Below are 22510 nucleotides of genomic sequence, written 5' to 3'. Positions count from 1 at the left end.
CCAGCTCCCTGTCGGCCGCTTCTGTTGCTTGTGCTCGTCCTGCCTGCGCCGTGCCGCGCGCTCGTGCGTCACGCGACGGCGGCCAGCCCGCCGTCGCGTCCTCGTCCGCTATTTGCTGATCTGCGCGCCCACGCCGAAGTACGGTGTCGACGAAGTCGTCGAGTTCGCCGACGTCGACGTGACGCCGCCGTCCACCGTGCCCTGGATCAGCGCCGCGTACAGCCCGCCCGTCGCGATCACCACGCCCGATGCGGACGGGTAGGTCGCACCGCTCGGCGGTGTCGTCGTCGCGTTCAGCAGGCCCGGCGTCGCCTGGCCGTAGTCGAGCGTGAAGCCGTCTTCCTCGGCTTGCGTGCTCGGATTGATGAACGACGCGTTGCTGCCGCGGATCAGGGCCGCCGTGTACTTGAAGTTCGAGTCCGCGCCCGCGTAGCCGCCGTCGATTGCGCCCGACGAGATTGCCGTTGCCGCGCCGAGCACCGCGATGCCCGATTCGTCGTCGACCTGCGCGTCGGTGTGCAGCGGCGCCGTGCCGAGGTTCACGTTGCCCGTACGCACGATCACCGGCACCGTCGCGCCGTTGAGCTGGCCGATCACCATGTGCGCGGTCGCCGACTTGCCGGTCGCGCCGACGATCGGCAACTGCGTTTGCGGCAGCGTCTGCGGGGCCTTCGTGCTGTCGAAGTAGCCGCCGTTCGCGGTGTTCACGGCCCACGGGTTGCCGGTCGTCTGGCAGCCGCCCGTGCTCGTCGACGTGCACGCGCCGTTCCCGTCGAACGTCTCGCTCGAATTCGTGCCCTTCGTCGCATAGTTGCCCGACGGCACGAGGTGGTAGATCAGCGCGTTGTACGTGCCCGGCAGCTTCGAGATGTCGGTCGTCGTGTTCGCGAAGCCGAGGAACGGATAGAAATCGAAGTGGCGGTTCGGCACCTGGCCGACGTTTTGCACGAGGCCCGGGATGATCGTCAGGCCGTCGTACTGGATCGTCGCACCGGGAATGCCGCCACCCGCGACGCCCATGCCGACCAGCAGCATCGGCGGGTTCGCCTGGTTGAAGTCGGCGGCCGTCGAGTACGTGGCGCCGCTCGGCGCCTTGCCCGTGCCCGGCGTCAGGACGAATGCGCAGCGCGTCTGCTCGGCGGTCGGCAGCGTGCCGGTCGGCGGGTGCATGACCGCACCGGTGATCGTCGTGCCGGCGCGGCTCGGCGTGACCGTGCCGGTTGCGAGCGGAATCGGCGATTCGAGCCACTTGAGCGTGTAGGTCATCGCCACGGCGTCGATGTTGACGCTGACGATCTCGCCGCTACCGGCGCCGCCGAGGTACGTGCTCTTCACGATGTCCGCGTTGGCCGGGCACAGCGCGGCGTTGACGGGCTGCGAAGGCGGCGGCCCTTGCGTGCCGCAGCTCGATCCGGAACATTGGGGCGCATTGATCGGCGCGGGTGCGCCGCCGTCCCCCCCACCACATGCAACCAGGAAAGGGGCAATGGCAAAGGCCGTTGCCACCCCCTTCGATAAGGTGTGCGACATGCCGCTGTCTCCAATCGTTTAATTGTGCGAGCTAATGTCGCCGCCTTGATTTTTGCTGTCAATTGATGAACCCGTCTAAAAAAGGCGATTGAAACGGGTATCGCGTTTTGAATCCTTGTCTGACACGGCATTCAGTAAGAATTTAAACGCGCGACAGGCTGCCTGAAGCTGCCGGAGTGGGGGATGTGCGACGCCGGACAGGCCGGCGAAGAGCCTTCCCGCGTATAACGGCAGCGTTTAAAGTGGCCGGTATCCGGTTTATCCCTATTCGGGATTGACTGGATAAAGAGAGGGTGAAATTAATTCACTGGTAATCGCGCAATCGAAAGCTTGTAAATATTTGTAAATGCGCGATCCGGAATTTTTTATATATTGCCTGATACGGGTAAATAAAAAGCCGGCCAGTGGCCGGCTTTGCATTGCATGCGATGCTGAATCAGCGTTTGAGACCCGCGTCCTCGGCCGCGCCGATGCTCAGGTTCATGCACTGGATCGCGGCGCCCGATGCGCCCTTGCCGAGGTTGTCGAGGCGCGCCACCGTGACGAAGCGCTCTTCGTTGCCGAACACGAACAGGTCGACCCGGTTCGTGTCGTTGTTCGCCTGCACGTCGAAGAAGCCGCCGTCGAGGTTCGCGTCCGCATCGAACGGCGCGACGCGCACGAATGCTTCGTCCGCGTAGTACTCGGCGAACACGCGTTGCACGTCCTGCGGCGTCGCGCGCTTCGCGAGCTGCTCGGGCGTGAAGTAGGTCGTCACCGCGAGACCCTTCAGGAACGGGCCGACGATCGGCGTGAAGATCGGCGGGCTCGCGAGGCCCGTGTGCGCGGCCATTTCCGGCAGGTGCTTGTGCGTGAGGCCGAGCGCGTACGGGCGCGGGCTCGCGAGCTTGCCGCCCGGCGCCGCGTTTTCGTAGTCGGCGATCATTGATTTGCCGCCGCCGCTGTAGCCGGTGATCGAGTAGCTGTGCGCGGCGAACGTCGGTGCGACGATGCCCGCATCGACGAGCGGACGCATCGCGAGCACGAAGGCCGATGCATGGCAGCCCGGCACCGCGATGCGCTTCGACGTGCGAATCTTCTCGCGCTGCGCGCGGGTCAGTTCCGGCAGGCCGTAGGCCCAGTCGGCGCTGGTGCGGAACGCGGTGCTCGCGTCGATCAGCGTCGTGTTCGGGTTCTCGACGAGCGAGGCCGATTCGCGCGACGCGACATCCGGCAGGCACAGGAACGTGACATCCGACGCGTTGATCAGGCGGCGGCGCTCTTCGACATCCTTGCGCTTCGCTTCATCGATCCGCAGGATCTCGATGTCGCTGCGTGCCGACAGGTATTCGAAGATCTTGAGGCCGGTCGTGCCTTCCTGGCCGTCGACAAAAACTTTGGTGCTCATTTCGCTCTCACTGAATGAAACGGGGGCCCGCGCCCTGAAGCCGCCATTTTAAGACGTCATCCGGCGGGCCTGCATCGCGCGGGGCGAAAAAAGACGGCCGGTGGGCCGTCTTGTGTCCCTTTGGCGCCCGCCGGCGCGTGCTCAGCCGCGGCCGGCGACCCAGCGGGCAGTCGCCTCGGCAACCCGCCGGCCGAATGCCTTCCCGGTTTCGAGGTCGCCCGGCAGCGGGCCTTCGTCGGGCGTCGCATCCGCCGGCGACTGCGCGAGCAGGCCCGTCGAGCCGCCCAGGTAGTTGATGTCGTTGCGCGTGGCCGACTTCGAGTTGGCCGGCATCAGGCTCGTGCCGACCCACACCATCCCATGCTGCATCGACAGCGTGACGAAATATTGAATCGTCGAGAACTTGTCGCCGTTCATGGTCGCGGAGTTCGTGAAGCCCGCGGCGATCTTGTCTTTCCATTTCTGCGTGAACCACGCTTTCGACGTTGCATCGGCGAATTGCTTGAACTGCGCCGACGGGCCGCCCATGTAGGTCGGCGCGCCGAAGACGATCGCGTCGGCTGCGTCGAGCGCGGCCCAGCCCGCGTCGTCGACGTCGCCGACGGCCAGCAGGCGCACGGTCGCGCCGGCGTCCTGTGCGCCCGCGTGAACGGCCTCGGCCAGTTTCTGCGTATGGCCGTAGCCGCTGTGATAGACGATGACGATGTTCGACATGGGGCGTTCTCCGGGAAGGAACGGGAACGGCGGACCGCAGGCACGCCGCGTCACGCGTCGCCGGCTGGCGGCGCGACGGATGCGCGGCGTGGCGCCGCGACCGGTGACGACGAGTCTAGCAAGCCGAAATGACGGGAATACGCGGGGGCGCGGCGTACGCCATTTCGCGGCGGCAGGCAATTGCGGCACGGCGGCGCGCGATGCCCGGCGCCCCGCACCGGTTATTGACCGTAGTTGACCGTGAATTGCGCGGTGCCGATCGCCATCGTGCCGATCTCGTGCTCGAACATCGGCGCGGGGCGGCCCTGTGCGACGCGCAGGTCGTCGCCTTTCAGCGCGTAGACGGTGATCACGTAGCGGTGCGGCTTGCCGGGCGGTGGGCAGGGGCCGCCGTAGCCGTCGATCCCGAAGTCGTTGCGCGCTTCGCTCGCGCCGATGCGCCGCAGGAAGCCGGACGCGCTCGCGTCGGCAGGCAGGCTCGTGACCGTCGCGGGAATGCCCGCCACGGCCCAGTGCCACCAGCCGTGCCCCGGTGCGTCGGGATCGAAGATCGTGACCGCGTAGCCGCGCGTGCCGGGCGGCGGGTTGTGCCAGGTGAGCTGCGGCGAGTGGTTACCGCCCTTGCAGTCGCCGCGGTCGAACACGTTCGCGGCGCGGACGCGCCCGCCCGGCGTCAGGTCGTCGCTCGTTACGGTGAACGCGCCGTCCGCATGCGCGGGCAGGGCCGTGAGGGCGGCGGCATAAAGGAGGGCGAGGAGGACGAGGAGGGCGGCGAGGAACGGCGACGGGCGACCCGATGGCACAGGCGGAGTGATCCGGCGATCCACACGCATATGGCGCTTCTCCCGTCACGAGGGCCGGACTGATGCGCCCGGCGTTGTTGGCGTAGTGCGTTGCCTGCGCAGCTGATGGCAGCGATGGATCAAGTCTAGCATTAGGGTTCGATGAGCGACGCACGCCGCGACCGGTGGTCGCGATCGTTTCCTGCGCGAATCGACGGACGAAAAAAAGCCGCCCGCGATGAAGCGGGCGGCTTGTTCAGCCTGGACGCCGGCCAGCAGGCCGGCGCGGCGTCAGTCCTTCGGGGACGTCGCGCCGCCGTGCGCAGCCGACCACTCGGCCGGTGCGTGCAGGAATTTCTCGACTTCGTCGAGCGTCTTCGTCTCGAAGTAGCCCGATGCCTTCGCGACGCGCAGCACGTCCCACCACGTGGCGAGCGCGTGCAGATCGACGTCGATGTCCTTCAGGACCGACACGCTTTCCTTGAAGATGTCGTAGTGGAACAGCACGAAGCAGTGGTTCACCGTCGCGCCCGCGGTGCGCAGCGCGTTGACGAAGTTGATCTTGCTGCGGCTGTCGGTCGTCAGGTCTTCCACGAGCAGCACGCGCGAGCCTTCTTCCAGATGGCCTTCGATCTGCGCGTTGCGGCCGAAACCCTTCGGCTTCTTGCGCACGTACTGCATCGGCACCATCATCCGGTCCGCGATCCATGCCGCGAACGGGATGCCGGCCGTTTCGCCGCCCGCCACCGCGTCGATCTGCTCGAAGCCGATGTCGCGCGTGATCGTCGTTTCAGCCATTTCCATCAGCGCGCGGCGCACGCGCGGATACGAAATCAGCTTGCGGCAATCGATATAGACGGGGCTTGCCCAGCCGGACGTGAAGATGAACGGTTTTTCTGCATTGAAGTGCACTGCCTGCACTTCGAGCAGGATTTTGGCGGTCGTATCCGAGATCGACTGACGATCGTAGCCTGTCATGGGCATTCCTTGGGTGATGAGCGAAGAGCGGGCGCGGGCCCGGTGGCGCAGCACGGGAACCCGGCCGGAGACCGGGGGGCAATCGGGAGACCGATCGCATCGCTGCGCGCGTAGCCCGCGATTTTACCCGATTCAGGGTGGTTTTCGGCGGAATTCGCGCAGGTTCGCCGTGCGGCTCACCACCGGCGAAACAAGCGGGGCCGGACCGCTCGCGTGCTGATGCAGAGGATGCGGCGCTGCACCAACGGAGGTCATTTAGGGGGTGTACACTAGGCGACCCTTAGAAATCGTTCAGTACTTTGTACTTTTCTCTTGCCACCCGCCAAGGTTCGATGGCGTGCCGATCCGGCGCGTCGCGTGCCGTCTCGCAGTCGACTACCCCCTCGATTCAGGCAGACGCGGCCCAAGGTGCTGTGTACTGAACCGTCAATATTTCGCATGTCTCTCGCAGGTCAATCATGGACGAACAACTGAAGCAGGCCGCTCTCGCTTATCACCAGAACCCGAAACCCGGCAAGATTTCGGTCACCCCCACCAAGCCGCTGTCGAACCAGCTCGACCTGTCGCTCGCGTATTCGCCGGGCGTCGCCGCCGCGTGCGAGGCGATCCACGCCGATCCGCTCGACGCGCAGAAGTACACGTCGCGCGGCAACCTGGTCGGGGTCATCACGAACGGTACGGCCGTGCTCGGCCTGGGCAACATCGGCCCGCTCGCCGCGAAGCCGGTGATGGAAGGCAAGGGTTGCCTCTTCAAGAAATTCGCGGGCATCGACGTGTTCGACATCGAACTGTCGGAGTCCGACCCCGACAAGCTCGTCGAGGCGATCGCGATGCTCGAGCCGACGCTCGGCGGCATCAACCTCGAGGACATCAAGGCGCCGGAGTGCTTCTACATCGAGCAGAAGCTGCGCGAGCGCATGAAGATCCCCGTCTTCCACGATGACCAGCACGGCACCGCGATCATCGCGTCGGCTGCAATCCTGAACGGCCTGAAGGTCGTCGGCAAGAAGCTGTCCGAAGTGAAGCTCGTGTGCTCGGGCGCGGGTGCCGCGGCCATCGCGTGCCTGGATCTGCTGGTGAACCTCGGCCTGACGAAGTCGAACATCCTCGTCGCCGATTCGAAGGGCGTGATCTACGAAGGGCGCGGCAATCTCGATCCGTCGAAGCAGCGCTATGCGGCGACCACCGACGCACGCACGCTCGCCGACGCGATCGTCGGTGCGGACGTGTTCCTCGGCTGCTCGAGCGCGGGCGTGCTGAAGCAGGACATGGTCAAGACGATGGGCGACCGCCCGCTGATCCTGGCGCTCGCGAACCCGGAACCGGAAATCCGCCCGGAAGACGCGAAGGCCGTGCGCCCGGACGCGATCGTCGCGACCGGCCGTTCGGACTACCCGAACCAGGTCAACAACGTGCTGTGCTTCCCGTTCATCTTCCGCGGCGCGCTCGATGTCGGCGCGACGACGATCACGGAAGAAATGAAGCTCGCGTGCGTGCGCGCGATCGCCGAGCTGGCGGAAGAAACCGACCAGAGCGAAGAAGTCGCGAAGGCGTATGAAGGCCACTCGCTCGAATTCGGGCCGGACTACCTGATTCCGAAGCCGTTCGATCCGCGCCTGATCATCAAGATCGCGCCGGCCGTCGCGCAAGCCGCGATGGATTCGGGCGTCGCCACGCGTCCGATCCAGGACATGGACGCCTACCGCGAGCAACTCGGCGCGACCGTCTACCGCACCGGCATGGTGATGCGCCCGGTGTTCGCGACCGCGAAGCAGAAGCAGGCGCGCATCGTGTTCGCCGAGGGCGAGGACGAGCGCGTGCTGCGCGCCGCGCAGTTCGTGCTGCAGGAAAAGATCGCGAAGCCGATCATCGTCGGCCGTCCGTCGGTCGTCGACATGCGTCTCGCGAAGATCGGCTCGAAGCTGAAGGCCGGCACCGATTTCGAAATCGTCGATCCGGAAGACGATGCGCGCTACCACCGCTACTGGCAGGCGTATCAGGAGATTGGCGCGCGCGACGGCGTGACGCCGGAAGTCGCGAAGGCCGCGATGCGCAAGTTCAACACGCTGATCGGCGCGATGCTCGTGCACCTGGGTGACGCGGACGGGATGATCTGCGGGATGATCGACACGTTCCACAGCCACCTGAAGTTCATCGAGCAGGTGCTGGGCCGCGCGAAGGGCGCCGAGCACTTCGCCGCGATGAACCTGCTGATGCTGCCGGGCCGCAACCTGTTCGTGTGCGACACGTACGTGAACGAGCTGCCGAGCGCCGAACAGCTCGCCGACATGACGATTCAGGCCGCGGCCGAGATCGAGCGCTTCGGCATCGCGCCGAAGGCCGCACTGCTGTCGAACTCGAACTTCGGCAGCGCGCCGTCTGCTTCGTCGCGCCGGATGGCCGAGGCTCGCAAGCTGATCGTCGAACGTGCGCCGAACCTCGAAGTCGACGGCGAAATGCACGGCGACGCGGCGCTGTCGGAAATGATCCGCAAGCAAGCCTTCCCCGGCACGACGCTGTCGGGCGAAGCGAACCTGCTGATCATGCCGAACGTCGAAGCGGCGAACATCGCGTACAACCTGCTGAAGATGGTCGGCGGCGAAGGCGTGACGGTCGGCCCGTTCCTGCTCGGCGCGGCGAAGCCGGTCCACATCCTGACGCCGGCTGCGACCGTGCGCCGGATCATCAACATGACGGCCGTTGCCGCCGCGAACGTGAACACGAAGTAAGTCCACGCCCGCGTGTGCCGCGCTTCAGGCGCGGCGCAATGAAAAACGCCACGGAACCTGCGTTCCGTGGCGTTTTTTTATTGCCGTGAGGTGAGCCGTCGGCAGCGTGTGGCGGGCGTTCGAACCGCAAATGCCCGCCGCGTACCGTTACGCGACCTGCTGGTGCGACTGGCCGCCTGCCGGCGCCCGCCACTTCGCGAGCAGCGTGTTCCACTTCTGGCGTACCGCGCGCAGGTTGTTCTCCTTCACGTGGCCGTAGCCGCGAATGCCGTCCGGCAGCGCCGCCAGCTCGAGGGCGAGCGGACGGTTGGCCGCGTTCAGCTTGGCCATCACCTCGTCGATCAGCGCTTCGTACTCGCCGATCAGCGCGCGCTCGGAGCGGCGTTCCTCGGTGCGGCCGAACGGGTCGAGCCCCGTGCCGCGCAGGAACTTCGCCTTCGCGAGCCAGCGGAACGCCGTCATCATCCACGGGCCGTACGCCTTCTTCACGAGATGGCCGTGTGCATCCGTCTTCGCGAACAGCGGCGGCGCGAGGTGGAATTTCAGCTTCCAGTCGCCTTCAAACTGCGCGGTCAGGCGCGCGAGGAACGCCGGATCGGACTGCAGCCGCGCGACCTCGTATTCGTCCTTGTACGCCATCAGCTTGAACAGGTTGCGTGCGACTGCTTCAGTCAGCTGCTCCTGCATCGTGTCGCCGTCTGCGAGTGCACGCTCGGCCGCGCGCACCTTGTCGACGAACGCCGCATAGCGCGCTGCATACGCGGCGTTCTGGTACGCGGTGAGGAATTCCACGCGCTTCGCGATCAGTGCGTCGACCGCCTTCTTCGTGTGCAGTGCGATCACCGTGGCGCCTTGCACGGGGCGCGCGTCGCCGGCCGCGGCCTGCTTCACGCTCGCCAGGTCGTACGCGGCGCGGCGACCCCAGTCGAATGCCGCACGGTTCTTCTCGACCGATACCGCATTCAGCTCGATCGCGCGGACGAGCGACGCGAGCGTGAGCGGCAGCCAGCCTTTTTGCCACGCGTAGCCGAGCACGAACGGGTTCGTGTAGATCGCGTCACCGAGCAGCGCGACCGCGAAGCGGTTCGCGTCGATGAAATCGACGGCTTCACCCGCCGCCGCGCGGATGTCGTTCTCGGCGGACAGGCCCGGGAACGCCCAGTTCGGGTTCTTGATGAACTCGGCGGTCGGCGTCTGCGCGCTGTTGACGACCACGCGTGTCGTGTCGTGCCGCATCCGCGACGTGCACTCGTCGCCGGCCGTGACGATCGCGTCGCAGCCGATCACGAGATCGGCTTCGCCCATCGCGATCCGCGTCGCATGGATGTCGGTCGGTGCGTGCGAGATCTGCACGTGGCTCATCACGGCGCCGCCCTTCTGTGCGAGGCCGGTGACGTCGAGCACGGTCACGCCCTTGTTTTCCAGGTGCGCGGCCATCCCGAGCAGCGCGCCGATCGTGACGACGCCCGTGCCGCCCACGCCCGTGACGAGCACACCGTATGCGCGGTCGATGTCCGGCAGCGTCGGTTCAGGGATCGGCGGCAGCGCGTTGCCGTCGACCGACACGGCCTTCGGCTTCTTCAACTGGCCGCCCTCGACCGTGACGAAGCTTGGGCAGAAGCCCTTCACGCACGAGAAGTCCTTGTTGCAGCTCGACTGGTTGATCTGGCGCTTCGTGCCGAATTCGGTTTCCAGCGGCTCGACCGACAGGCAGTTCGACTGCACCGAGCAGTCGCCGCAGCCTTCGCACACCGCATCGTTGATCACGACGCGCTTGGCCGGATCCGGATACGTGCCGCGCTTGCGGCGGCGGCGCTTCTCGGTCGCGCAGGTCTGGTCGTAGATCAGGATCGTCGTGCCTTCGATCTCGCGCAGCTCGCGCTGCACGTCGTCGAGCTGGTCGCGGTGATGGATCGGCACGCCCGGCGCGAGCAGCGCCTTCTGGCTGTCGTACTTCTCCGGCTCGTCGGTGACGATCACGATCTTCTTCGCGCCTTCGGACGCGAGCTGGTGCGTGATCTGCGGCACCGTCAGCACGCCGTCGACCGGCTGGCCGCCCGTCATCGCCACCGCATCGTTGTAGAGGATCTTGTAGGTGATGTTCGCTTTCGACGAGATCGCCGCCCGCACGGCCAGCAGGCCCGAGTGGAAGTAGGTGCCGTCGCCGAGGTTCGCGAACACGTGCTTCTCGTCCGTGAACGGCGCCTGGCCGATCCACGGCACGCCTTCACCGCCCATCTGGCTGAAGGTGCTCGTGCTGCGGTCCATCCACACGGTCATGTAGTGGCAACCGATGCCGGCGATCGCGCGCGAGCCTTCCGGCACGTTGGTCGACGTGTTGTGCGGGCAGCCCGAGCAGAACCACGGCTTGCGCTCGGTCTGCACGTGCGGCTTCGCGAGCGCCATTTCCTTCGCGTTGATCACGGCGAGCCGCGCGGCGATGCGCGCGCGCACGTCGGACGGCAGCTCGAACTTCTCGAGGCGCGTCGCGATCGCCTTTGCGATGATCGCGGGCGACAGCTCGTAGTGCGCGGGCAGCAGCCAGTTGCCCATCGGCACCGACCATTCGCCGCCGGCGCCGTCCTTCTCGTCGAACTTGCCGAACACGCGCGGCCGCTGGCCGTCGGGCCAGTTGTACAGCTCTTCCTTGATCGCGTATTCGAGGATCTGGCGCTTTTCCTCGACGACGAGGATTTCGTCGAGGCCGCGCGCGAATGCCTGTGCGCCCTGCGCTTCGAGCGGCCACACGCAGCCGACCTTGTAGAGCCGGATGCCGATCCGCGAGCAGGTTTCGTCATCGAGGCCGAGGTCGGTCAGCGCCTGGCGTACGTCGAGGTACGCCTTGCCGCCGGTCATGATCCCGAAGCGCGCGCTCGGCGAATCGATCTCGATCCGGTCGAGCTTGTTCGCGCGCACATAGGCGAGCGCCGCGTACCACTTGTAGTCGAGCAGCCGCGCTTCCTGCACGAGCGGCGGGTCGGGCCAGCGGATGTTCAGGCCGCCTTCCGGCACGATGAAGTCGGTCGGCAGCACGATCTCGGTGCGATGCGGGTCGATGTCGACCGACGCCGACGATTCGACGACGTCCGTCACGCACTTGAGCGCGACCCACAGGCCCGAGTAGCGGCTCATCGCCCAGCCGTGCAGGCCGAAATCGAGATATTCCTGCACGTTGGACGGGAACAGCACCGGCAGACCGCAGGCCTTGAAGATGTGTTCGGACTGGTGCGCGAGCGTCGACGATTTCGCCGCGTGGTCGTCGCCGGCGAGCACCAGCACGCCGCCGTGCTGCGACGAGCCGGCCGAGTTCGCGTGCTTGAAGACGTCGCCGGTGCGGTCCACGCCCGGGCCTTTGCCGTACCACATGCCGAACACGCCGTCGTGCTTCGCGCCGGGGTACAGGTTCACCTGCTGCGAGCCCCACACGGCGGTGGCGGCGAGATCTTCGTTGAGGCCGGGCTGGAAGACGATCTGGTGGGCCGCCAGGTGCTGCTTGGCCTTCCAGAGCGAGAGGTCGAGGCCGCCGAGCGGCGAACCGCGATAGCCGGAGATGAAGCCGGCCGTATTGAGACCGGCGGCGCGATCGCGTTCCTGCTGGAGCATCGGCAGGCGCACGAGGGCCTGGATGCCGCTCATGTACGCGCGACCGCGTTCCAGTGTGTATTTGTCATCAAGCGTGACGGACTTCAGCGCGGCTTCTAGGGACGCGCGTTGGCCTGCGTCTAGCGGGGCATTCATTAACTGTCTCCTCCACCCAGTTTGGGATCACCAAAACTCGACTGCTTCGGGCGTCTTGTGGACGCGTCGGCAGTGGCCGGCATATTGGCCGGTTTTAAGCGATGGTAGCACTGGGGCAAACCCGCCGCCCATCGGTTGGAATGCGGGGAGATTGCCGCGGAGCATCATGAAAAAAGGGCGGAATCATGCGTTACATCATGTAAAAGCATGTAAGGCAGGGTTCATCTGCGGGCAAATGCCGTTAATCTTGTCGGCCTACCGGAGGTGCCCGGTCGCGTTGGCTGGTTGCGACGCAATCGGGGAGGCGCCGGCAGTTTTACAGGAGGTGCAATGAACACACGTCATATCCAGAGTTTCCTGATCGTGTCCGCCGCGTTTTTCTCGATGACCGGCCCGGTGCACGCGCGAGGCGCGAGCGCACTGGCGGCAGCCGGCGCGCAGATGCAACAGATCGCGCCGGCCCAGGACGCCGTCGCGCAGCCGTCGGCCGAGCGTGCCGTCGCGTCAAAGGCGAACGCGCGTTGATCCGGTCGCGCGGCCAGCAGGCCGCGCCGGAATGCAAAAAGGGCGGGAATCCTCGGATTCCCGCCCTTTTTTTGTGCCGCCGGATCGGGCGGGGTGCCGGGTTGCCCCGGCAGCCGCCTGCCGGATGCGTCAGGCCTTGTCCTGCACGACGCCGCGCCGGATCTGGTCGAGTTCGATCGATTCGAACAGCGCCTTGAAGTTGCCTTCGCCGAAGCCCTGGTTGCCCTTGCGCTGGATGATCTCGAAGAAGATCGGCCCGATCTGGTTCTCGGTGAAGATCTGCAGCAGCAGGTCGTCGCGCGCGCCGTCGATCAGGATCTTGCGCTTCTTCAGTTCGTCCAGCGATTCGCCGTGGTCCGGCACGCGGCGGTCGACCAGTTCGTAATACGTGTCGATCGTGTCGAGCAGCTTCACTTCCTTGCTGCGCAGGCCGTCGACCGCCTGGTAGATGTCGCTCGCGCCGAGCGCGATGTGCTGGATGCCTTCGCCGTGGTACGCGTCGAGGTATTCCTGGATCTGGCCGGCCGTATCCGAGCCTTCCTCGTTGATCGGGATGCGGATCTTGCCGCACGGCGACGTCATCGCCTTCGACTTCACACCCGTCACCTTGCCTTCGATGTCGAAGTAGCGCACTTCGCGGAAGTTGAACAGGCGCTCGTAGAACTCGGCCCATTCCTGCATGCGGCCGCGATGCACGTTGTGCGTCAGGTGGTCGATGTAGGTGAGGCCGTGGCCGACCGGGTTCGGGTTCGCGCCGGCGATCGGCTCGAAGTCGACGTCGTAGATGCTGATGTCGCCGATTGCGCCCGGCTGCGCGCCGTTCTTGCCGCGCCAGCGGTCGACGAAGTAGATCAGCGAATCGCCGATGCCCTTGATCGCCGGGATGTTCAGCTCCATCGGGCCCGTCTTGTTGTCGAAGCCCCATGCGCCCAGTTCCAGCGCGTGCTTGTACGCCTTCGCGGCATCCTCCACGCGGAACGCGATCGCGCAGATCGACGGGCCGTGTAGGCGCGCGAAGCGTTGTGCGAATGAATCGGGTTCGGCGTTGATGATGAAGTTGATGTCGCCCTGGCGGTACACCGTCACGTCCTTGTGGCGGTGGCGCGCGATCGCGGTGAAACCCATCCGTTCGAACAGTTGTCCGAGCGCTTTCGGGTCCGGTGCCGTGTATTCGATGAATTCGAAGCCGTCGGTGCCGACGGGATTGTCCCAGTTCGGGATCTGCATGGCGTGTCTCCTGTGGGGGCGATCGGCCGGGGCGGCATACGCATGTCCGGCCTGGTTCGATGTCGAACGTGGCACACGCGGCGGCGTGCGCGACGAATCGGTACGTGCGACAGAGTGTAGCGGGCAGCCGCGAGCGTAAACTTGCGAACTTGATTGCCCGAATCTACGATGGCGCAATTTCCAGTCTCGAAATAATCAATGGAGGGCAGAAGATGGCGCAAGCCGAATTGGATGCCATCGACCGGCGGATTCTCGCGATTCTTCAGGAGAACGGGCGCCTGTCGAACCAGGAGATCGCCGAGCGTGTGAGCCTGTCGCCGAGCCCGTGCCTGCGGCGGATCCGGCGGCTCGAGGAGATCGGCGTGATCACCGGCTATGTCGCGCTGCTGAATCCGCAGAAGCTCGGGCTCGATCTGCTCGCGTACGTGAGCGTGCGGCTCGAGAAGCGCGGCGGCCTGGCGCCGGTGCGGGTCGACGAAACGTCGGCGCGTGCGGGCGCGACCCATGCGGAGCTGTTTCGCGCGGCCGTGCAGGCCTGGCCGGAAGTGGTCGCGTGCCACGCGATGACGGGGGACATGGATTACCTGCTGCGCGTGCAGGTCGAGGACATGGCGCATTTCTCCCGCTTCGTGCAGGAGCATTTGCTGCACCACCCGTCGGTGATCGACGTGAAGACGAGCTTTTCGCTCGAATGCTTCAAGGAGACGACGGCGTTGCCGATTCGTTCGGTGCGCTAGTGCGCGAGACAGGAGAGGGGGAAGCCGGACGCGCCTCGAGGGCGGGCCCGGCTGGCCGACGTTACGCCGTGAGGGCGGCGGGCATCAGCGATTCGATGAACTTCGTGGTGCGGCGCGCCTGGCGCTTCATCGCGTAGTCGAACACGGCGGCCTGCTCCTGCAGCATCTCGGCGATGATCGTCGAGTGGTCGGCCGGCGGCAGCGACAGGTACGCATCGGCTTCGCCGTACGCGTACTCGATCCGCATCCCGGACTTCTTCGCGATGTGCATCATCGTCGCGTTACGCGACAGGCAATGCATGTACAGCATCGTCACGCGCGTGTTGCGGCTGCGGATCGCCGCGCGCTCGAACAGCTTCGAGCCGACGCCGCGGCCGCGTGCGCTTTCGAGCACCGACACGCCGAATTCGGCCGTGCGCTTGTCGCCTTCGGCCGGCAGGTAGGCCAGGTGGCCGACGCCGATCAGTTCGAGGTCGTGGTCGAACACGCCGAACACGGTGTCGCGACCGAAGTCGATCGTGCGGACATAGTTCTCGATCACGTGGTCGGGCACCATCTGGCCGAAGCGCAGCAGGCGGTCCTCTTCGTCGAGCGAGAGAAAGTGGGTGAGCATTTGCTCACGGTCTTTGGAAGCCAGTTCCCTGACGAGAACCGGCGCAGTACCGACCGTGCCGACGACTTCGGCAGGGCCGTTGAATTGCGTGTTCATCGTGGGTTCCTCAGTGTGTGGCCGCACAAGCGGGTTGTGCAATGCAACAGCATTTTACCCGACCGTCAGCCCCCGGATTGGGGAAAACCCGTATTTAACGATGTTTAAGCTGGAGGATGAATTCTAAATCTGCTTAGTTAAATGCGTATCTATTTGATTTTTAACGGATTTAAAATTCATAATATGAAATGCGCGGCGGGCGGTCGCAGTGTGCCCGTCGCGCAACGCTTGCTGCTGCGCATCAATCAGGCGGCCGTCGACAGCCCGCGTTCGATCAGGTCGATCACCTGCTCGGCGAAGTCGCGGTAGCCGAGGCGGCCGCCGGGCTTCAGCCAGGTGAACGTCCAGTTGATCATCCCGAACACCATCATCGTCACGGAGGTCTGGTTTTCCTTCGAGATGCGATCCGGGTACGCACGTGCGAGCTGTCGCGTGAACGCTGCGACGATGTCGCGCTGGCGGTCGAGCACGATTTCGCGCTGCGCGTCCTCGAGATACTTCACGTCGTTGAGCAGCGCGACGTGGCGGCTGTGCGATGTCTCGTATTCGGCGAGGAACGCGCGTACGAGCTCGGCGAACGCGTCGCGTTCGCTGAGGCCACGCCGCTGGCTCGCGCCTTCGACCTCGGCAATGATCAGCATCAGCCGTTTCGTGTAGCGGTCGAGCAGGTCGAACAGGATCGCTTCCTTGCTCTCGTAATAGTGATAGAGGCGTGCCTTCGACGTGCCGCTCGCGGTCGCGAGATCGGACATCGACGTGCTCGGGTAGCTCGTCTGCGCGAATTTGTCGGCGGCCAGATCGAGGATCTGCTCGCGCTGGGATTCGTGGTCGGGCGCTCGGGTACGGGCCATGGTCGAATGCGGAAGATTAGCGGTGCGTGGTGGCCGCACGGGCCGCGCGCACCTGCGTGGAGGAGAGGGCGTCAGGCGTGTCGTCCTGCAGCTCGAGCCGGCCGGCCGCCGCGAGTTCGCGGCAGCGCCACCAGGCGATCGAGTCGCTGACGAACAGCCCGCCGCGGTCGGCGTCGGCCATGATGCTGCCGACGAGGCGCCGCGCGGGCAGCCAGTCGGTTTCCGCGCGCGCGACGATCAGCGCGTCGAGATCCCCATAGTGGCCGCTCTTGATCGTGTTGCTGACCCAGTAGCGTAGCTCGGCGTTCAGGTGCTTCGCCTCCTGCCATTCGAGCGCGAGGCGGCCGATGCGCAGCACCGAGATCGGCGCGGCCACCGGGCGCTTGCGCGCCAGTTCGGCGGGCGAGAACATGCCGGTCGCGCATGCCTGGTCGGTGCGCGACAGCGACGCGCGCTGCGCCGGGTCGAGGTCGGCGGCCGACAGCCGCACTTCGTTCAGGCGTTGCGGGACGTTGCGCAGGTGATAGGCGACGCGCCGCAGCAGCAGCTTGTCGCCGACGCTCGGCGCATGCCAGACGACCACCTGGCCCGACTCCATCGCGAGCTGGTCGAGGCGCGCGAACTCGCCTTCGATCTCTGCGTTCCAGTCGGGAATCTGGTCGCCGAGCACGCGCTGCCAGAAGGCGGCGCGCGTGTCGGGCGTCTCGTCGGCGCCCTTGAGCGGCCCGACACCGAGATCGTCGAGCAATCCGACGACGTGCTCGTCGCGCCCGGCTTGCGCGAGTGCCTCGCGCAGCGACGCGGCAGCGGTGCCGCCCTGAATCACATGAATGGTACTCATCGGCCTGTCGTCAACAAAAGAAAACCGCCGGCCGGGCGGACGTTGCGATGTCCAGCCGGCCGGCGGCCCCTAGTGTAAGCGAGATGTGTGACGGCGAGAAACCGCCCGGTGCCGCGACGCGACGTCGCTCAACGCTCGTCGTAGCTCACGACGACCTTGTCGCTGATCGGGTGGCACTGGCACGTGAGCACGAAGCCGTCCTTCACTTCATGCTCCTCGAGCGTGTAGTTCTTCTCCATCCGCACTTCGCCCTCGAGCACCTTCGCGCGGCACGTGCAGCACACGCCGCCCTTGCACGCATACGGAAGCGCGAGGCCGGCGCGCAGGCCGACGTCGAGCAGGCTTACGCCTTGGTACGGCAGGCGCAGCTTGCGCTTCTTGCCGTCGAGCACGATTTCGAGTTCGGCAGCCGGCGTCTGGTCGGTGATTTCGACGACCGGCGCACCGGCCTGCGGCAGCGGCGTGCCGAAGCGCTCGACATGCAACTTCGCCTGCGGCACGCCGGCGGCCTTCAGCGCGGCTTCGGCCGCATCCATCATCGGCGCGGGGCCACAGATGAACGCCTCGTCGATCGCATCGGCCGGTGTCAGCGTGCCGAGGAATTCCGCACATTTCGCCTGGTCGAGCACGCCGTTGAACAGCTCGACGTCTTGCAGGTCGTCCGACAGCACGTGATACAGGACGAAGCGGTTCATGTAGCGGTTCTTCAGGTCCTCGAGCTCCTCCGCGAACATGATCGCGTCGACGCTGCGGTTGCCGTAGATCAGCGTGAACGTGCTGCGCGGCTCGAGTTCGAGCGTCGTCTTCACGATCGCAAGCACGGGCGTGATCCCCGAGCCGCCGGAAAACGCGACGTACTGCTTGCCGTGGTCGGCATTCAGGTGCGTGAAGAAGCGGCCGTCCGGCGTCATCACGTCGATCGTATGGCCCGGCTTCAGCGAATCGAACGCGAAGTTCGAGAAGCGGCCGCCGCGTACGCGCTTGATGCCGATGCGCAGTTCGCCGTCACGGTCGTAGTCCGTCGTGCCGACGCAGATCGAGTACGAGCGGCGCGTTTCCTCGCCGTCGATGTGGGTCTTCAGCGTGACGAACTGGCCCTGCGTGAAGCGGTACGCGTCGCGCAGCTCGGGCGGTACGTCGAAGGAGACGGTCACGGCGTCGGCGGTCTCGGGCCGCACGTCGCGGATACGCAGCGGATGAAATTGCGGGGTCGCCATATCGATTAATAAGGTTTGAAGTAGTCGAAGGGTTCGCGGCAGTCGACGCAGCGATACAGCGCCTTGCAGGCCGTGGACGCGAATTGCGCGAGACGCTCGGTACGGGCCGAGCCGCAGCGCGGGCACGCGGGCGCCGCGACGGGCCGCGGCACGAAACGCACGACGTTTTCACGCGGCGCGGCGGTGCCGCACTGGCCGACCGGCGGCGCGATGCCGTACGCGCGCAGCTTGTCGCGCGCTTCCTGCGTGATCCAGTCGGTCGTCCACGCGGGTGCGAGCACCGTCTCGATCCGGTGCGGCGGCAGGTCGGCGGCCTGCAGCGCGGCGGCGATGTCCTCGGCGATCTGCGACATGGCCGGGCAGCCCGAGTAGGTCGGCGTGATCACGACCTCGAGCTGGCCGTCGTCCGCGCGGCGGACGTCGCGCAGGATGCCGAGCTCGCGGATCGACACGACCGGGATCTCCGGATCGGGCACGGCTTCGAGCACGTCCCATGCGCGGGCGAGCAGCGGATCGTCGCGGTGCGCGGCGGGCACGGCGTTGGTGGGGGCGATGGTCTGGACGGACATCGTCGGGCTCCGTGGCGTCGGGGTTACCAGGTCGCGCCGGGGTGCTGGCGTGCGAGGCTTTGCAGTTCCGCGAGCAGGTAGCCCATGTGTTCCGAGTGCTCGCCCTGCTTGCCGGTCGTCACATGCTGCACCGGTGCCGGCAGCGTGAGCGTCGCCTCCGCGAGCGCGTCGTCCACGTCCGCGCGCCACGCCGCTTCGAGTGTGGCCGGTGCGGGGGCGATGCCTTCGGCGGCGACTGCGTCGTCGATCGCATCGGCGGCGAAGAATTCGCGCGTATACGGCGTCAGGTAGTCGAGCGCGTCCTGTGCGCGACGGTGCGATTCGTCGGTGCCGTCGCCGAGGCGAACGAGCCACTCGCGTGCGTGCTGCACGTGATAGCGGGTTTCCTTCACCGATTTCGCGGCGATCGCGGCGAGCTGCGTGTCGGCCGACGTTTCCAGTGCGGACCACACCTGAAGCATCAGCGCCGAGTACAGGAAGTTGCGCACGATCGTCACCGCGTAGTCCTTGTCGGCGTGCGCGGTACCGGCGACCGGGCCGTAGTGCGGCAGCTCGGCGAGCGTGAAGTTCGCGAACTCGCGCTCGGTGCGGAAGTACGCGTAGTCGTCCTCGGTCTTGGTGGCGCCGGTGAGCTGGCGCTCGAGTTCGGCTGCATGCGTATACAGCATGCGCGCCTGGCCGATGAGGTCGAGGCTCATGTTGGTGAGCGCGATGTCTTCCTCGAGGATCGGGCCGTGGCCGCACCATTCGGCGTTGCGCTGACCGAGGATCAGCGTGTTGTCCGCGAGGCGCAGCACGTAGGAGAGGTGTTCGGGCGTGATCGTCATGGCGCGGGCGTTACATGTGGTTGACTTCGTCGGGCAGCGTGTAGAACGTCGGGTGACGGTAGATCTTGTCGCCCGCCGGTTCGAACAGCTCGGCCTTCTCGTTCGGATCCGACGCGGTGATCGCCGACGACGGCACCACCCAGATGCTCACACCTTCCTGGCGGCGCGTGTACACGTCGCGTGCCATGCGCAGCGCCATCGTCGCGTCGGCGGCGTGCAGGCTGCCGCAATGCTTGTGGTCGAGGCCCTGCTTGCTGCGCACGAACACTTCCCAGATCGGCCATTCCTTGTTCATCACTTTCTCCTGATTCCTGAATTCGAGTGTTGCCGCTCAGGCGGCGTGCTGTTCGGCGCGGGCTTGGCGCTTCGCTTCGTGCGCGAGCGCGGCTTCGCGCACCCACGCGCCGTCGTCGTGTGCTTTCACGCGGGTTGCGAGGCGTTCCTTGTTGCACGGGCCGTCGCCGTTCACCACGCGCCAGAATTCGTCCCAGTCGATCGTGCCGTAGTCGTGATGGCCGCGCGCCTCGTTCCACTTCAGGTCGGGGTCGGGCAGCGTTACGCCGAGCACCTTCGCCTGGTCGACCGTCGCGTCGACGAATTTCTGGCGCAGGTCGTCGTTCGAGATCCGCTTGATGCCCCATTTCGCGGACTGGCTGCTGTGGACTGAATCGGCGTCGCTCGGGCCGAACATCATCAGTACCGGCCACCACCAGCGGTCCACGGCCTGCTGGACCATCGCGCGCTGCGCGTCGGTGCCCTTCATCATCGACAGCAGTGCATCGAAACCCTGGCGCTGGTGGAACGACTCTTCCTTGCACACGCGGATCATTGCGCGCGCGTACGGGCCGTACGTGCAGCGGCACAGCGGGATCTGGTTCATGATCGCGGCGCCGTCGACGAGCCAGCCGATCACGCCGACGTCGGCCCAGGTCGGCGTCGGGTAGTTGAAGATGCTCGAGTATTTCGCCTTGCCGGCGTGCAGCGCGTCGATCAGCGATTCGCGCGATACGCCGAGCGTTTCGGCCGCGCTATATAGATAGAGGCCGTGGCCGGCTTCGTCCTGGACCTTTGCGAGCAGGATCGCCTTGCGCTTCAGGCTCGGCGCGCGCGAGATCCAGTTGCCTTCGGGCAGCATGCCGACGACTTCCGAGTGCGCGTGCTGCGAGATCTGGCGAACCAGCGTCTTGCGATAGGCGTCGGGCATCCAGTCCTGCGGCTCGATCTTGCCGTCAGCGGCCATGACCGCATCGAACCGCGCCTGCTCGGGCGACTCGGCTGTGGCGTCGAGCGGCGCGACGTTGCCGGGGATGTCGAGGGATTGCGTGTACATGGCGGGGCTCTCGTCCGGTTGAATGTGTGCGAAGTATAAACCAACCGACCGGTCGGTTAATAAATTTCTTGCGGATTTGCGGCGAGACCCGGGTAAACGAGGGAAGTCGGGGCGCGATCGTGCGGCGTGATGGCTGTCCGGCACGCGGGGCCCACGTCTTCTGCGGCACAATGCCCGCTTTCCGACGAGGATCTTGCCGATGTCATTCCGAAGCAGTATCGCCGCGGCCGTGCTGGGTGCGGCCGTTTTTGTATCGCCGCTCGCGGCGTCGGCTTCGGCCGCGCCTGCCGGATGGGTTGCCGCGTGGGCGACCGCGTTGCAGCCGATCCCCGATCTTGCCGCACCGCCGCCGCTCTATCGCGCGCCCGACGTCGCCGGGCGGGCGGTGCGCCAGATCGTCTATCCGACGGTGTCGGGGCGTGCCGCACGGATCCGTGTCAGCAACGCATACGGACGTTCCCCGCTGGTCGTCGAGGCGGCGAGCCTCGCGCGCGCCGGCGAAGGCGCGGCGCTCTCCGGCGGTGCGGCGGTGCCGATCCGGTTCGGCGGCAAGGCGTCGGTGACGCTTGCGCCGGGCCAGGAACTCGAAAGCGATCCGGTAGCGATCGAGGTTGCGGCCGGGCGGCCGTATGCGATCAGCCTCCAGATGGGGCCGAACCAGCGGATGACGGTCTGGCACCGCGTGTCGAACCAGTTCAACTATGTGTCTGTCCCGGGCGACCACGTGAGTGATCCGGGTGCTGCCGCGTTCCGCACCCGCTTTACCCAGTTTGCATGGGTGACCGAGCTCGCGGTCGAGACTGGTTCCACGCGCGCCAGCGTAGCCGCGATAGGCGATTCGATTACCGACGGGCTGCGCTCGAGCATGAACCGGAACCGCCGCTGGCCGGACGCACTGGCGCGTCGGCTGACCACCTCCGGCGTGGAATCGATTGGCGTCGCGAATCTTGGTATCAGCGGGAACCGGCTGCTCAGCGATTCGGCGTGCTACGGCACGTCGCTGGCGTCGCGGTTCGAGCGCGATGCGCTGTCGCGCTCGGGCGTAAAGGCGGCGATCGTGCTGATCGGGATCAACGACATCAACTTTGCGGCGATGCCGCCGCGCGCGGGCCTCGATTGCGACAGCCCGCATACACAGGTCACTGCCGCGTCGCTGATCGACGGCTACCGCCGGCTGATTGCCGCGGCGCACCTTCAGGGTGTGAAGGTCTTCGGCGCGACGCTCACACCGGCCGGGCTGCCGGCGGGGCGTGAGGCGATCCGGCTCGAGGTGAACCGGTGGATCCGGAGTGGTAGCGGGTTCGACGGTGTGGTCGACTTCGATGCGGTGCTGCGCGATCCGGCACGCCCGAGTGTGCTGCAGCGTCGCTACGACAGCGGCGACGGCATTCATCCGAGCGACGCGGGGTACACGGCGATGGCCGACGCGGTGTCGATCGAGCAACTGCAGGCTGCAGTGGGCGGCAAGTGATGCGCCTCCATGGCCTCTATATATAGAGGAAAGTGTGGCCGGCGACCTGGAAGTCAGCGGCGTCGCCTGGCCCGTCGAGCCCGAAGCCCCCGTGCGCGTGAGCGCACGGGGGTTTTTTCAAAATATTTTCACAAAGGGGCTTGCGTAGATGGGGGCGGGTGCTTAGAATCACGCCTCTTTCGCGCTAACGGAAACGCGGCGCGGGAGAAAGAAGGGAAGCGGTGCTGTTGAAGTCTGGAGCGCGCAACTGGCCTGGAAGTTGAACCCCGCAGTCGCAACGATGGTGTAAAAAAGTTGTTGACGAGCTGCGAAACACGGTTCATAATCTCGCTTCTCTGCTGCTGAAAT

Annotated in this window: 20 protein-coding genes; 4 read left to right on the top strand and 16 right to left on the bottom strand. The window is 66.0% G+C overall.

Annotation, left to right across the window (positions count from 1 at the left end; translation table 11 throughout):
- Positions 1–108: 108 nt before the first annotated feature.
- The 5 genes from HAV18_RS30960 to HAV18_RS30940 all read right to left on the bottom strand — a co-directional run bounded on the left by HAV18_RS30960 (position 109) and on the right by HAV18_RS30940 (position 5391).
- A complete protein-coding gene (locus tag HAV18_RS30960) occupies positions 109–1530 on the bottom strand; it encodes a DUF2957 domain-containing protein (protein ID WP_166963689.1) in 1422 nt (473 codons plus the stop codon).
- A 436-nt stretch (positions 1531–1966) separates the two neighbouring features.
- Positions 1967–2917: an N-acetyl-gamma-glutamyl-phosphate reductase gene (gene argC, locus HAV18_RS30955; protein ID WP_166963687.1), complete on the bottom strand. Its 951-nt coding sequence runs from the start codon at positions 2915–2917 to the stop codon at positions 1967–1969.
- A gap of 141 nt (positions 2918–3058) precedes the next feature.
- Positions 3059–3631: a flavodoxin family protein gene (locus HAV18_RS30950; RefSeq protein WP_166963685.1), complete on the bottom strand. Its 573-nt coding sequence runs from the start codon at positions 3629–3631 to the stop codon at positions 3059–3061.
- A gap of 221 nt (positions 3632–3852) precedes the next feature.
- Positions 3853–4464 (bottom strand): YbhB/YbcL family Raf kinase inhibitor-like protein, encoded by a 612-nt coding sequence (locus HAV18_RS30945; RefSeq protein ID WP_166963683.1) that lies wholly within the window; start codon positions 4462–4464, stop codon positions 3853–3855.
- A 240-nt stretch (positions 4465–4704) separates the two neighbouring features.
- Positions 4705–5391 (bottom strand): orotate phosphoribosyltransferase, encoded by a 687-nt coding sequence (locus tag HAV18_RS30940; RefSeq protein ID WP_059232636.1) that lies wholly within the window; start codon positions 5389–5391, stop codon positions 4705–4707.
- A 458-nt stretch (positions 5392–5849) separates the two neighbouring features.
- On the opposite strand from HAV18_RS30940, the gene HAV18_RS30935 reads away from it, so the two are divergent.
- Positions 5850–8120, top strand: a complete 2271-nt coding sequence (locus tag HAV18_RS30935; RefSeq protein WP_166963680.1) for an NADP-dependent malic enzyme — start codon at positions 5850–5852, stop codon at positions 8118–8120.
- A 147-nt stretch (positions 8121–8267) separates the two neighbouring features.
- On the opposite strand, the gene HAV18_RS30930 is transcribed toward HAV18_RS30935, so the two are convergent.
- Positions 8268–11858 (bottom strand): indolepyruvate ferredoxin oxidoreductase family protein, encoded by a 3591-nt coding sequence (locus HAV18_RS30930; RefSeq protein WP_166963678.1) that lies wholly within the window; start codon positions 11856–11858, stop codon positions 8268–8270.
- Between the two features lie 330 nt (positions 11859–12188).
- On the opposite strand from HAV18_RS30930, the gene HAV18_RS30925 reads away from it, so the two are divergent.
- Positions 12189–12383 (top strand): hypothetical protein, encoded by a 195-nt coding sequence (locus tag HAV18_RS30925; protein WP_027788593.1) that lies wholly within the window; start codon positions 12189–12191, stop codon positions 12381–12383.
- A gap of 129 nt (positions 12384–12512) precedes the next feature.
- On the opposite strand, the gene hppD is transcribed toward HAV18_RS30925, so the two are convergent.
- Positions 12513–13610, bottom strand: coding sequence for a 4-hydroxyphenylpyruvate dioxygenase (gene hppD, locus HAV18_RS30920; RefSeq protein WP_166963676.1), 1098 nt, complete (start codon positions 13608–13610; stop codon positions 12513–12515).
- Positions 13611–13822: 212 nt separating this feature from the next.
- On the opposite strand from hppD, the gene HAV18_RS30915 reads away from it, so the two are divergent.
- Positions 13823–14347: an Lrp/AsnC family transcriptional regulator gene (locus tag HAV18_RS30915; protein WP_166963674.1), complete on the top strand. Its 525-nt coding sequence runs from the start codon at positions 13823–13825 to the stop codon at positions 14345–14347.
- Positions 14348–14408: 61 nt separating this feature from the next.
- Here the strand turns inward: HAV18_RS30915 and HAV18_RS30910 are convergent, their stop codons facing one another.
- From HAV18_RS30910 to paaA, 8 genes are all read right to left on the bottom strand, one after another.
- On the bottom strand, positions 14409–15056 hold the full coding sequence (locus HAV18_RS30910; RefSeq protein ID WP_166963672.1) for a GNAT family N-acetyltransferase: 648 nt from the start codon (positions 15054–15056) through the stop codon (positions 14409–14411).
- A gap of 245 nt (positions 15057–15301) precedes the next feature.
- Complete coding sequence (locus HAV18_RS30905; protein WP_011350658.1) at positions 15302–15907, bottom strand: TetR/AcrR family transcriptional regulator; 606 nt, start codon at positions 15905–15907, stop codon at positions 15302–15304.
- A 16-nt stretch (positions 15908–15923) separates the two neighbouring features.
- Positions 15924–16748 carry a DUF1835 domain-containing protein gene (locus tag HAV18_RS30900; RefSeq protein WP_166963670.1) on the bottom strand — a complete coding sequence of 275 codons (825 nt, stop codon included), beginning with the start codon at positions 16746–16748 and terminating at the stop codon, positions 15924–15926.
- Between the two features lie 128 nt (positions 16749–16876).
- A complete protein-coding gene (gene paaE, locus HAV18_RS30895; RefSeq protein WP_166963668.1) occupies positions 16877–17965 on the bottom strand; it encodes a 1,2-phenylacetyl-CoA epoxidase subunit PaaE in 1089 nt (362 codons plus the stop codon).
- A 5-nt stretch (positions 17966–17970) separates the two neighbouring features.
- Positions 17971–18534, bottom strand: a complete 564-nt coding sequence (paaD, locus tag HAV18_RS30890; protein ID WP_166963666.1) for a 1,2-phenylacetyl-CoA epoxidase subunit PaaD — start codon at positions 18532–18534, stop codon at positions 17971–17973.
- Between the two features lie 23 nt (positions 18535–18557).
- Entirely contained in the window at positions 18558–19361 is an 804-nt protein-coding gene (gene paaC, locus HAV18_RS30885; RefSeq protein ID WP_166963664.1) for a 1,2-phenylacetyl-CoA epoxidase subunit PaaC, read from the bottom strand.
- Positions 19362–19371: 10 nt separating this feature from the next.
- Positions 19372–19656 carry a 1,2-phenylacetyl-CoA epoxidase subunit PaaB gene (paaB, locus tag HAV18_RS30880; RefSeq protein WP_034188015.1) on the bottom strand — a complete coding sequence of 95 codons (285 nt, stop codon included), beginning with the start codon at positions 19654–19656 and terminating at the stop codon, positions 19372–19374.
- Positions 19657–19692: 36 nt separating this feature from the next.
- Positions 19693–20691 (bottom strand): 1,2-phenylacetyl-CoA epoxidase subunit PaaA, encoded by a 999-nt coding sequence (paaA, locus tag HAV18_RS30875; protein WP_166963662.1) that lies wholly within the window; start codon positions 20689–20691, stop codon positions 19693–19695.
- A 199-nt stretch (positions 20692–20890) separates the two neighbouring features.
- Here paaA and HAV18_RS30870 point away from each other — a divergent pair, with 199 nt between their 5' ends.
- A complete protein-coding gene (locus HAV18_RS30870) occupies positions 20891–22162 on the top strand; it encodes an SGNH/GDSL hydrolase family protein (protein ID WP_166963660.1) in 1272 nt (423 codons plus the stop codon).
- Positions 22163–22330: 168 nt separating this feature from the next.
- Here HAV18_RS30870 and HAV18_RS39730 read toward each other — a convergent pair.
- A partial coding sequence (locus HAV18_RS39730) for a hypothetical protein (protein ID WP_208102192.1) occupies positions 22331–22510 on the bottom strand: 180 nt, incomplete at its 5' end.

It is taken from the genome of Burkholderia sp. D-99 (genome assembly GCF_011605345.1).
Classification (GTDB): domain Bacteria; phylum Pseudomonadota; class Gammaproteobacteria; order Burkholderiales; family Burkholderiaceae; genus Burkholderia.
This window is presented reverse-complemented; position numbering and strand designations above follow the sequence as displayed.

Excerpts from the sequence above, each read along its gene's own strand:
- HAV18_RS30960 (WP_166963689.1), bottom strand. The coding sequence starts at position 1,530 with ATGTCGCACACCTTATCGAAGGGGGTGGCAACGGCCTTTGCCATTGCC.
- argC (WP_166963687.1), bottom strand. The coding sequence starts at position 2,917 with ATGAGCACCAAAGTTTTTGTCGACGGCCAGGAAGGCACGACCGGCCTC.
- HAV18_RS30950 (WP_166963685.1), bottom strand. The coding sequence starts at position 3,631 with ATGTCGAACATCGTCATCGTCTATCACAGCGGCTACGGCCATACGCAG.
- HAV18_RS30945 (WP_166963683.1), bottom strand. The coding sequence starts at position 4,464 with ATGCGTGTGGATCGCCGGATCACTCCGCCTGTGCCATCGGGTCGCCCG.
- HAV18_RS30940 (WP_059232636.1), bottom strand. The coding sequence starts at position 5,391 with ATGACAGGCTACGATCGTCAGTCGATCTCGGATACGACCGCCAAAATC.
- HAV18_RS30935 (WP_166963680.1), top strand. The coding sequence starts at position 5,850 with ATGGACGAACAACTGAAGCAGGCCGCTCTCGCTTATCACCAGAACCCG.
- HAV18_RS30930 (WP_166963678.1), bottom strand. The coding sequence starts at position 11,858 with ATGAATGCCCCGCTAGACGCAGGCCAACGCGCGTCCCTAGAAGCCGCG.
- HAV18_RS30925 (WP_027788593.1), top strand. The coding sequence starts at position 12,189 with ATGAACACACGTCATATCCAGAGTTTCCTGATCGTGTCCGCCGCGTTT.
- hppD (WP_166963676.1), bottom strand. The coding sequence starts at position 13,610 with ATGCAGATCCCGAACTGGGACAATCCCGTCGGCACCGACGGCTTCGAA.
- HAV18_RS30915 (WP_166963674.1), top strand. The coding sequence starts at position 13,823 with ATGGCGCAAGCCGAATTGGATGCCATCGACCGGCGGATTCTCGCGATT.
- HAV18_RS30910 (WP_166963672.1), bottom strand. The coding sequence starts at position 15,056 with ATGAACACGCAATTCAACGGCCCTGCCGAAGTCGTCGGCACGGTCGGT.
- HAV18_RS30905 (WP_011350658.1), bottom strand. The coding sequence starts at position 15,907 with ATGGCCCGTACCCGAGCGCCCGACCACGAATCCCAGCGCGAGCAGATC.
- HAV18_RS30900 (WP_166963670.1), bottom strand. The coding sequence starts at position 16,748 with ATGAGTACCATTCATGTGATTCAGGGCGGCACCGCTGCCGCGTCGCTG.
- paaE (WP_166963668.1), bottom strand. The coding sequence starts at position 17,965 with ATGGCGACCCCGCAATTTCATCCGCTGCGTATCCGCGACGTGCGGCCC.
- paaD (WP_166963666.1), bottom strand. The coding sequence starts at position 18,534 with ATGTCCGTCCAGACCATCGCCCCCACCAACGCCGTGCCCGCCGCGCAC.
- paaC (WP_166963664.1), bottom strand. The coding sequence starts at position 19,361 with ATGACGATCACGCCCGAACACCTCTCCTACGTGCTGCGCCTCGCGGAC.
- paaB (WP_034188015.1), bottom strand. The coding sequence starts at position 19,656 with ATGAACAAGGAATGGCCGATCTGGGAAGTGTTCGTGCGCAGCAAGCAG.
- paaA (WP_166963662.1), bottom strand. The coding sequence starts at position 20,691 with ATGTACACGCAATCCCTCGACATCCCCGGCAACGTCGCGCCGCTCGAC.
- HAV18_RS30870 (WP_166963660.1), top strand. The coding sequence starts at position 20,891 with ATGTCATTCCGAAGCAGTATCGCCGCGGCCGTGCTGGGTGCGGCCGTT.